Genomic DNA, 9,216 nt, shown 5'->3' with positions numbered 1-9,216 from the left:
CGACGGTCGCGGCGGCCTTCTCGAGGTGCTCGTCGATCTGGGCGTCGCGGCGGCGCTCGAAGCGCCCTTGCGAGAAGCCGCCCTTCGAGTGTTCGTTCATCACGTCGCTCTCGAACCCCGCGAACTCAACGCGCTCGCCGTCCTCGTACACCCCGAGGGCGAACCGGTCCGAGCGCACGAGCGCGAAGCAGAGCCGACCCGTCGGACCGACCCACTCGGGATCGACCCGGAAGCCGTCGTCCCACTCGACGAACGGGTCGGGTTCGACCGGGAGCGAGAGCGCGGTCGCGACGAGGCCGGCGTCGTCGGCACAGACCAGACAGGGTGCCGCCCGCGAGACGAGTCCGGCGCGGTCGCCCAGCGTCTCTCGGACCGCCTCGGGCACCGATTCGTCGTCGGCGACGAACGCGGTCAGCGCGCCCTCGCGGCCGGCGTCGACGCTGCGCAGCCGGTCGGCGACGGCCTCGACCCGGCCGCCGCTGGCGGTTTCCTCGTGGCGGAACGTCAAGTCCGGCTCGCCGTCGCCCTCGGCGCGGTCGAGCCGGTCTTCGAGCTCGGTGATCCGGTCTTCGAGCCTGTTGATCTCGTGTTCGGCGTCCTGACGGGCGCTGACGGCCTCGGCGCGGCTCTCCTTGGCCGACTCGGCCCGTGCCCGGAGGCTCTCACACTCCTCCTCGAGCTCCTCGATGCGCTCCTTCAGGCGGCGCCGGCCCAGCAGGCGGTCGAGCATACCGAACCCGCGGGCTGGGAGGGGTTTGTAGCTTCGGGGCTCAGTTCTCCTCGTCGTCGAGGTGGAGCAGCTGCATCGACTCCCGGATGTGGTAGCGTACCTCCGGGCACTCGGCGGCGTCGAGCGCCTCCTGAAGCTGTTCAGCCACGACAGTGTTGGCGCGTTGTCGGGTAGCCATGACTGGACTACCGTGTTTCTGCCTTAAAGTAATGGGCCGCTTTCGGTCCCTCGACGGCGTCGAAGGGTGGCCTCGCCGGGGCGGTACGTCGCCCTGATCGAACCGCTTCCGTCGGCGGATTACGCGGCGTCCGCCGGCTCCCAGCCGCCGTACTTGAGCAGCTGCCCCGCGCGCTCGGGGCGGGCCAGCAGCACCTCGCGGCGCGCCGGCAGGTCGTCGTCGGCCAGCGACTCGGGCACCGTCAGCGTCCCCGTCGGGACGCCCTCGGCTCCCCGTACCGGGAAGTGGGTCCCGTCGAGCTTCATCACGAGCGGGGAGTCGAGCCGCTCGATCCCCTCGCTGTCGCCGTAGAGCTGTCGGTTGACCGCCTCGTGGTCCTCGACGTTGAGGGCGGCCCGTTCTTCGCCCGGCTGGACGTACAACACGCCCAGGTAGTAGCCGCTGGAGAACTGCTCGAACATGCTGTGCATGTGAACAACTACCACGAGTAGGGATAAGCCTTGCCGGCAACGCTTATGTGGAGCGCAAACACGCCGCTCGTGAGGTTCGGGAAAAGAAAAATCGATAGAACGGCGGTTGCAGGTCCGTCACTCGTCGATATCGACGGATTCGAGCTTCGCCTCGACCTGCGGCTCGTCGTTGCGGTCGGTCGGGACGTTGCCGAGTTCGCGCACCACGTCCATCCCGTCGATCACGCGGCCGAAGACGGCGTGCTTGCCGTCGAGGTGGGGCTGGGCGTCCAGCGTGATGAAGAACTGCGAGCCGTTGGTGTTCGGGCCGGAGTTGGCCATCGAGAGGATCCCGGGGCCGTCGTGGGTGAGCTCCTCGTGGAACTCGTCCTCGAACTCGTAGCCGGGGCCGCCGCGGCCGGTCTCGGTCGGGTCGCCGCCCTGGATCATGAACCCGGAGATGATGCGGTGGAACGCCACGTCGTCGTACAGCGGGTCGACGCGCTTCTCGCCGTCGTCCTCCCACGCCTCGCCCTCGGGGCCGACCTCGGCGTCCTCGTAGTCCTCGGCGTGGGTCGCGAGGCTGATGAAGTTGTGTACGGTCGTCGGCGCGCGCTGCTCGAACAGTTCGACGACGATGTCGCCGTGGCTGGTGTGGATCGTCGCGACGGGGTTCTCGGGGTTCTCCATCTCGTCTTCGTAGCTCATGTCCGTGAATCCGGCCGGGCGACGGTTAACGTTGCTGACTCCCGGCGCGTACTTGCCGCCGATAGCCGCATTTACGTTCGCGGACCGCGTCGCTCCGGGAACCATGAACGTCGCTGCCGTCGTCGCGGCTCTCGCGGTCGGAATCATCACCGGCGCGCTGTTCACGTTCCTCCGACTGCCGATCCCCGCACCGCCGGCGCTCCCGGGCGTCGTCGCCATCGTGGGGATCTACGTGGGCTACTACGTGATGGCGCACCTCGGCTGGGGGTTCGACCTGCTGGAGGCGCTGGGGCTCTGACCGGCGCTGTAGGCGATAGTCAGCCTCTTAATCCTCCACACCCTCCCACGCAGGGGATGCTACTCACCGGAACGGTCGTCGTCGACGCCGAGACGACCATCGAGGACGGCGCCGTCGTCACGGCGGGCGACCGAATCGAGGCCGTCGGCCCCGCCGCCGACCTCCGCGAGCGGTTCCCGGCCCACGAGCACCGCGCGTTCGACATCGTCGCCCCGGGGCTTGTCGGCGCGCACGTCCACTCCGTCCAGTCGCTCGGCCGCGGCGTCGCCGACGACGCCGAACTTCTCGACTGGCTGTTCGACCACGTGCTGCCGATGGAGGCCGGCCTCGACGCCGAGGGGATGCGGCTCGCGGCCGACCTCGGCTATTTGGAGTGTTTGGCCTCGGGCACGACGACCGTGATCGACCACCTCTCGGTCCACCACGCCGCCGAGGCGTTCGAGGCTGCCCGCGACCGCGGGATCCGCGTCCGGATGGGGAAGGTGCTGATGGACAAGGAGTCGCCCGACGGCCTCCAACAGTCCACCGAGCAGGCCCTCCGGGACAGCGAGGCGCTGATCCGGCAGTACCACGATACCGAGAACGGTCGGATTCAGTACGCCGTCACTCCCAGATTCGCCGTCTCCTGCACGGAGGAGTGCCTGCGCGGCGCCCGCGAACTCGCCGACCGCTACGACGGCGTCCGGATCCACACCCACGCCAGCGAGAACGAGGACGAGATCGCCGCCGTCGAGACCGAAACCGGGATGCGGAACGTCCACTGGCTCGACGAAGTGGGATTGACCGGCGAGGACGTGGTGCTGGCCCACTGCGTCCACACCGACGAGGCCGAACGCGAGGTGCTGGCGGACACGGACACCAACGTCACTCACTGCCCGTCCTCGAACATGAAGCTCGCCTCCGGGATCGCGCCGGTCGAGGACTACCTGCACCGCGGGGTCACCGTCGCCCTCGGAAACGACGGCCCGCCCTGCAACAACACGCTCGACGCGTTCACCGAGATGCGGCAGGCCAGCCTGCTCGCGAAGGTCGACGACAACGACCCGACCGCCGTCGCCGCCGGGACCGCCTTCGAGATGGCGACCGAGAACGGCGCCGAGGCCGCTGGCTTCGAGCAGGTGGGCGCGCTCCGGGAGGGGTGGAAAGCCGACGTCGTGGGGTTGACGACCGACAGCGAGCGCGCGACGCCGGTCCACGACCCCGTCTCCCACCTCGTGTTCGCGGCCCACGGCGACGACGTGGCGTTCACGATGGTCGACGGCCGAGTGCGCTACGAGGACGGCGAACACGTCGGCGTCGACGCCGCCGCGATCCGCGAGCGCGCACAGGCGTACGCCGAGGAGCTGTTCGCCGAGATCTGACGGTCGGCGTCCGGGGTCGCAAGCGGTAACTAACTGCGCGGCGAGAGAACGACCATGCGCTTCAGACGGGACGAGGGGCCGTTCACGCGCCTGTTCCGGTGGGTGGTGCTGACGGGGAACCGCCAGCACGTCACGGCCGTCGTCCTGCTGGTCGGTTACGTGCTCGCGGCGCCCGTGGGCCACGCGCTGCTGCCTCACGGCCACCACCTCGGCGGGCGGGACGCGACCGTCCCGCTGCTGAACACGATGCTGTCGGGCACGTTCCTGATCTTCTCGATCGTCGTCTCGATCAACTCCCTGTTCGTCTCCGGCGAGCAGAACCCCCTCGACCAGCAGTTCGGCCGGGTCCAGAGCGTCGTCGAGTTCCGCCGCCAGCTCGAGGGCGTGGTCGACGAGGAGCACGTCCCCGCGTCGCCCGGACCGCTCGTACGGACGCTCTCGGGGGAGATCCTCGAACGCGCCCAGCGGCTCGAAGACGACATCGCGACCGCCGACATCGACGCCCGCGAGAACGTCTCGGCGTACGTCGACGACCTCGCCGCGGAGACCGGCCGGATGAACGAGGGGATCGACGGCGCCTCCTCGCCGCTGGACGTGACGGTCGCGATGATGAACTACAACCACGACCGGCAGATCAACGATCTCCGGCGGATCCGCGCCGAGCACGCCGACGCGCTCTCGCCGTCGGCCGAGGAGGCGATCGACGAACTGCTCCGGCTGCTCCAGTACTTCGCGGCGGCGCGACAGTACTTCAAGACGCTGTACACCAAATCCGAGTTCGCCAGCCTCTCGCGGTGGCTCGTGTTGGCCTCCGTTCCCGCGGTCGCGCTGACCGCGACGTTCCTCCACTACCTCGCGTGGGTGCCCGAGAGCCACCTGCTCGTCGCCGCGATCGAGGCAATCTCCTTCGCCCCGTTCCTGCTCGTCGCGAGCTACGTCCTCCGGGTGACGACCGTCTCCCGGCAGACCTCGGCGGCGGGGCAGTTCGCGGCCACCGACGGGAGCCGGGGCGCCATCGACGGGATCGAGGGGGACTGATCCCGGAACCGCCAGCGGAATCGACGGGGATCGGTCTCGGAGCGCTGACGGGATCGGTCGGGAGTCACCACCGACCCCGGGGTCCCTCCGAAATCGTTTTGCCGGGGGGACGGGGATGGTCGGTATGCCGACGGACCAGCAGCGCTACGACCCCGACCTCGGACGGAAGTTCGTGTTCGTCACCGGCGGGGTGATGTCCGGCCTCGGCAAGGGCATCACCGCCGCGAGCACCGGGCGCCTCCTCTCGAACGCCGGCTTCGACGTGACCGCCGTCAAGATCGACCCCTACCTCAACGTCGACGCCGGGACGATGAACCCCTACCAGCACGGCGAGGTGTACGTCCTCAAGGACGGCGGCGAGGTGGACCTGGACCTCGGGAACTACGAGCGGTTCCTCGGGGTCGACATGACCTCCGACCACAACGTCACCACCGGGAAAGTCTATCAGAACGTCATCGAGAGCGAGCGCGCCGGCGACTACCTCGGCGAGACGGTGCAGGTCATCCCCCACATCACCGACGACATCAAGCGCCGCATCCGCGAGGCCGCGGAGGGCAGCGACGTCTGTCTGGTGGAGATCGGCGGCACCGTCGGCGACATCGAGGGGATGCCGTACCTCGAGGCGCTGCGGCAGTTCGCCCACGAGGAGGACGAGGAGGACATCCTCTTCACCCACGTCACGCTGGTCCCCTACTCGAAGAACGGCGAGCAGAAGACCAAACCCACCCAGCACTCCGTGAAGGAGCTGCGGTCGATCGGGCTTCAGCCCGACGTCCTGGTCGGGCGCTGCGAGGACGAACTCGACCCGAAGACGAAGGAGAAGATCGCGCTGTTCTGTGACGTGCCCACCGACGCGGTGTTCTCCAACCCCGACGTGGAGGACGTCTACCACGTCCCGCTGATGGTCGAGCGCGAGGGGCTCGACGAGTACGTGATGCAGGAGCTGGATCTGACCGACGAGGCGCTGCCCGAAGAGGAACGGTCCACTGAATGGCGCGACCTCGTCACCCGCGACCGAACGGAGACCGTCGAGGTCGCGCTGGTCGGGAAGTACGATCTGGAGGACGCGTACATGTCGGTCCACGAGGCGCTGAAACACGCCGGCATCCAGCGCGGCGTCGAGGTCGACGTGCAGTGGGTCGACGCCGACGAGATGGACGACTGCCACGCCGAACGCCTCGAGAACGCCGACGGCGTCGTCGTCCCCGGCGGCTTCGGCTCCCGGGGCAGCGAGGGGAAGATCGAGGCGGTGCGCTACGCCCGCGAGAACGACGTCCCCTTCCTCGGGCTCTGTCTCGGCTTCCAGATGGCCGTCATCGAGCACGCACGCAACGTCGTCGGCCTCGAGGGCGCCGACAGCACCGAGATCGAACCCGACACGCCCCACCCCGTGATCGACCTGCTGCCCGAGCAGTACGAGACCGAGGAGATGGGCGGGACGATGCGGCTTGGAACCCACGAGACAGAGATCGACGAGGGTACCCTCGCCGCGGCGGTGTACGGCGACACCTCCTGTACGGAACGCCACCGTCACCGCTACGAGGTGAATCCGGAGTACATCCCACAGCTCGAAGCCGACGGGCTAACGTTCTCGGGGTACGCCGACAACCGTATGGAGATCGTCGAACGCGCCGACCACCCGTACTTCATCGGCACACAGTTCCACCCCGAGTTCCGCTCCCGCCCCGACCGCGCGAGCCCGCCCTTCGTCGGCCTGCTCGACGCGATCCTCGACGAACAGGGCGACGAAACCGCCGAAACGGAGGTGAGCGCCTGATGGTCGACCCCGAGTCGTTCATCGACGAGAAGGTCGAGGAGATCCGCGAGGAGGTCGGCGACGGGAAGGCCGTCATCGCCCTGTCGGGCGGCGTCGACTCCTCCGTCGCGGCCGCGCTGGCGTACGAGGCCATCGGCGACCGGCTGGTGCCGGTCTACGTCGACACGGGGCTGATGCGGAAAGGCGAGACCGAGAGCATCCGCGAGACGTTCTCCTACATGCACTCGCTGACGGTCGTCGACGCCGAGGAGCGGTTCCTCTCCGAACTCGCGGGCGTCACCGACCCCGAGGAGAAGCGCCACGTCATCGGCGAGCAGTTCATCCGGGAGTTCGAGCGCGAGGCCCGCGAGGCCGACGCCGACTACCTCGTGCAGGGGACGATCTACCCCGACCGCATCGAGAGCGAGGGGAACATCAAGTCCCACCACAACGTCGGCGGGCTGCCCGAGGCCGTCGACTTCGAGGGGATCGTCGAGCCGGTTCGCGACCTCTACAAGGACGAGGTCCGGGAGGTCGCCCGCGAACTCGGCCTCGAGGCGGTGATCTCCGAGCGGATGCCGTTCCCCGGCCCGGGGCTGGCGGTCCGCATCGTCGGCGAAGTCACCAAGGAGAAGGTGGAGGTCGCCCGCGACGCCTGTCACGTCGTCGAGGAGGAGACGAAGGAGCACGACCCGTGGCAGGCCTTTGGCGCCGTGCTCGGGAAGGCGACGGGCGTGAAAGGCGACAACCGCGTCCACGGTTGGGTCGTCGCCGTCCGCTCCGTCGAGAGCCGGGACGGGATGACCGCCCGGGCACAGGAACTCGACTGGGACACGCTCCAGCGGATCCAGAGCCGGATCACCGGGATGAACGACAACGTCTCGCGAGTGGTGTACGACGTGACCCACAAACCGCCCGCGACCATCGAGTACGAATGAAGGCGATCGTCGCCGGCGCCGACGCCGAGGGGATCAGCGAGGAACTGGAAGCGCTGGGCGTGACCGTCGCGCGGGTCGACAGCCCCGTGTTCGCCGACGCGCTCGAGGACGCGGGGATCGCGGACGCCGAACTGTTCGTGCTCACCGACCTCTCCGAGGGGATCTCGATCACGCTCGCGAAGGAGATCAACCCCGACGTGCGGACGGTCTGCTTCGGCAGCGGCGAGCTGCCGGAGTCGGTCGCCGGCACCGTCGATCTCGTGGTCGACCCGTCGCTGCTGGGGGCCGAGGCGGTCGCGGAGGAGCTGGTCGACGAACTCGCGTAGCACTTCTCGTAGCGCTCCGCGCCCCTTCGGCGGCCGCGCGCCCCGGCCGCCCACGACCGTGTTCCAAGCGAATCCATGCCCGCCAGCGACGGCTGAGCCGATCGGTCTCGGAACCGACGGTTAACCCGACTTAATTCGGTTTAGGATGGACTCAAACCGCCGGAATCGGCGTTTGGCGCGTTACCCCTTCAAGGGGGAGTAGGTCGTCGGGACGGATGCGATGAACACCACGAAACTGCTCACGGTGCTGGTGGCAGCGCTGGTCGTCTCCGCGGGTGCGGGGGCGGTCACGGCCACAGGCGCGGAGAACAGTGATACGGCGTCCGACACGACGGTCGAGGCGTCCTACGACAACGGAACGGTGACGCTCAGCGTCACCCAGAACGGCAGCGCCGTCGAGAACGTCTCGGTCACGGCCAACGGCGAGGACGTCGGCGCGACCGACGCGAACGGGAGCCTGACGTTCGAGACGGACGCCACCGAGGAGCTCGAGATCGAGCTCGAAGGCGACGGGATCGAGCACGAGGTCGAGTACGTGATCGAGGACGGCGACCTCGTTCGCGAGTCCGACGAGGACGACGACGAGTCCGAGCTCGCGGCCGACGTGAGCTACGACAACGGCACCGTCGACCTGACGGTCACGCAGAACGGCAGCGCCGTCGAGAACGCCTCGGTCACGGCCAACGGCGAGGACGTGGGCACGACCGACGCGGACGGCACGCTCACGTTCGAGACGAACGCCAGCGAGGAGCTCGAGATCGGGATCACTGCCGGCGAGCAGGAGCTCGAACTCTCGTACACGATCGAGGACGGTGAGCTCGTCGAGGAGAGCGACGACGAGGCCGGCCCCGACGAGAACGCCTCCGACCGCGCGAAGAACGTCTTCGGCGTCATCCAGGGCTGGCTCGACGGCGATCAGGAGGAGAGCCTCGGCCAGCTGATTCAGGAGCAGCTCGACAACGGCAACGACGACGCCCCGGGTAACTCCGACGAGGCCCCGGGCAACTCCGGCGACGCGCCCGGCCAGTCTGATGACGAGAGCGACGACGAGGCGCCGGGTAACTCCGGCGACGCGCCCGGCCAGTCTGACGACGAGGGCGACGACGAGTCGGAGTCCGAGAGCGAGGCCGACGACGAGGACGATGACGACGAGGAGGACGACGAGGACGAGGACGGCAACCCCGGTAACGGGAACGGCAACAACTAACCGCTGAGTTGCGGTTCGGCGGCGCAGTGGGTTTCGCAGCCGCCCATCCTCCCGCAGGGAGGCGGCGGCCTCGGCGTGGACCGGCGGCGCGGACGATGGGGGTGCCCTCTGTCAGAGGCGGGGCATCGGGATGGCCGTCCCAGTCGTCGAGTGCACGTGTTGTCCGGTGCGACGCCGTCCACCGGTGTCGCCTTCTCCGAAGCTCGCGACCGCGAGCGGCGCGGCCG

Annotated in this window: 11 protein-coding genes; 7 read left to right on the top strand and 4 right to left on the bottom strand. The window is 68.7% G+C overall.

Going from position 1 to position 9,216, the window contains the following annotated elements:
• From ACFR9S_RS01790 to ACFR9S_RS01775, 4 genes are all read right to left on the bottom strand, one after another.
• Nucleotides 1-730: Vms1/Ankzf1 family peptidyl-tRNA hydrolase (locus tag ACFR9S_RS01790; protein WP_379817918.1), on the bottom strand; the 730-nt coding region annotated here is incomplete at its 3' end.
• 40 nt (nt 731-770) lie between these two features.
• Nucleotides 771-908, bottom strand: coding sequence for a hypothetical protein (locus tag ACFR9S_RS01785; RefSeq protein ID WP_379733306.1), 138 nt, complete (start codon nt 906-908; stop codon nt 771-773).
• 119 nt (nt 909-1,027) lie between these two features.
• The gene (locus tag ACFR9S_RS01780) at nt 1,028-1,369 is read right to left on the bottom strand and encodes a DUF5802 family protein (RefSeq protein WP_379817926.1); all 342 of its coding nucleotides are present in this window, start codon (nt 1,367-1,369) and stop codon (nt 1,028-1,030) included.
• Between the two features lie 126 nt (nt 1,370-1,495).
• Entirely contained in the window at nt 1,496-2,065 is a 570-nt protein-coding gene (locus ACFR9S_RS01775; RefSeq protein ID WP_379731183.1) for a peptidylprolyl isomerase, read from the bottom strand.
• Between the two features lie 103 nt (nt 2,066-2,168).
• On the opposite strand from ACFR9S_RS01775, the gene ACFR9S_RS01770 reads away from it, so the two are divergent.
• From ACFR9S_RS01770 to ACFR9S_RS01740, 7 genes are all read left to right on the top strand, one after another.
• On the top strand, nt 2,169-2,363 hold the full coding sequence (locus ACFR9S_RS01770; protein ID WP_379731184.1) for a XapX domain-containing protein: 195 nt from the start codon (nt 2,169-2,171) through the stop codon (nt 2,361-2,363).
• Nucleotides 2,364-2,419: 56 nt separating this feature from the next.
• Nucleotides 2,420-3,724 (top strand): 5'-deoxyadenosine deaminase, encoded by a 1,305-nt coding sequence (locus ACFR9S_RS01765; RefSeq protein WP_379731185.1) that lies wholly within the window; start codon nt 2,420-2,422, stop codon nt 3,722-3,724.
• Between the two features lie 54 nt (nt 3,725-3,778).
• Nucleotides 3,779-4,762: a hypothetical protein gene (locus ACFR9S_RS01760; protein WP_379731186.1), complete on the top strand. Its 984-nt coding sequence runs from the start codon at nt 3,779-3,781 to the stop codon at nt 4,760-4,762.
• A 124-nt stretch (nt 4,763-4,886) separates the two neighbouring features.
• On the top strand, nt 4,887-6,539 hold the full coding sequence (locus ACFR9S_RS01755) for a CTP synthase (RefSeq protein WP_379731187.1): 1,653 nt from the start codon (nt 4,887-4,889) through the stop codon (nt 6,537-6,539).
• On the top strand, nt 6,539-7,456 hold the full coding sequence (gene guaA / locus ACFR9S_RS01750) for a glutamine-hydrolyzing GMP synthase (RefSeq protein WP_379731188.1): 918 nt from the start codon (nt 6,539-6,541) through the stop codon (nt 7,454-7,456). The genes ACFR9S_RS01755 and guaA overlap by 1 nt, the downstream gene beginning before the upstream one ends.
• Entirely contained in the window at nt 7,453-7,782 is a 330-nt protein-coding gene (locus tag ACFR9S_RS01745) for a DUF7126 family protein (RefSeq protein WP_379731189.1), read from the top strand. The genes guaA and ACFR9S_RS01745 overlap by 4 nt, the downstream gene beginning before the upstream one ends.
• A gap of 220 nt (nt 7,783-8,002) precedes the next feature.
• Nucleotides 8,003-8,989: a hypothetical protein gene (locus tag ACFR9S_RS01740; RefSeq protein ID WP_379731190.1), complete on the top strand. Its 987-nt coding sequence runs from the start codon at nt 8,003-8,005 to the stop codon at nt 8,987-8,989.
• Nucleotides 8,990-9,216 lie beyond the last annotated feature (227 nt).

This window comes from Halolamina salina (assembly GCF_042678005.1).
GTDB lineage: Archaea > Halobacteriota > Halobacteria > Halobacteriales > Haloferacaceae > Halolamina > Halolamina salina.
This window is presented reverse-complemented; position numbering and strand designations above follow the sequence as displayed.

Coding starts and splice junctions, on each gene's coding strand:
- ACFR9S_RS01740 (WP_379731190.1), top strand. CDS start 8,003: ATGAACACCACGAAACTGCTCACGGTGCTGGTGGCAGCGCTGGTCGTC.
- guaA (WP_379731188.1), top strand. CDS start 6,539: ATGGTCGACCCCGAGTCGTTCATCGACGAGAAGGTCGAGGAGATCCGC.
- ACFR9S_RS01745 (WP_379731189.1), top strand. CDS start 7,453: ATGAAGGCGATCGTCGCCGGCGCCGACGCCGAGGGGATCAGCGAGGAA.
- ACFR9S_RS01765 (WP_379731185.1), top strand. CDS start 2,420: ATGCTACTCACCGGAACGGTCGTCGTCGACGCCGAGACGACCATCGAG.
- ACFR9S_RS01785 (WP_379733306.1), bottom strand. CDS start 908: ATGGCTACCCGACAACGCGCCAACACTGTCGTGGCTGAACAGCTTCAG.
- ACFR9S_RS01780 (WP_379817926.1), bottom strand. CDS start 1,369: ATGTTCGAGCAGTTCTCCAGCGGCTACTACCTGGGCGTGTTGTACGTC.
- ACFR9S_RS01770 (WP_379731184.1), top strand. CDS start 2,169: ATGAACGTCGCTGCCGTCGTCGCGGCTCTCGCGGTCGGAATCATCACC.
- ACFR9S_RS01775 (WP_379731183.1), bottom strand. CDS start 2,065: ATGAGCTACGAAGACGAGATGGAGAACCCCGAGAACCCCGTCGCGACG.
- ACFR9S_RS01755 (WP_379731187.1), top strand. CDS start 4,887: ATGCCGACGGACCAGCAGCGCTACGACCCCGACCTCGGACGGAAGTTC.
- ACFR9S_RS01760 (WP_379731186.1), top strand. CDS start 3,779: ATGCGCTTCAGACGGGACGAGGGGCCGTTCACGCGCCTGTTCCGGTGG.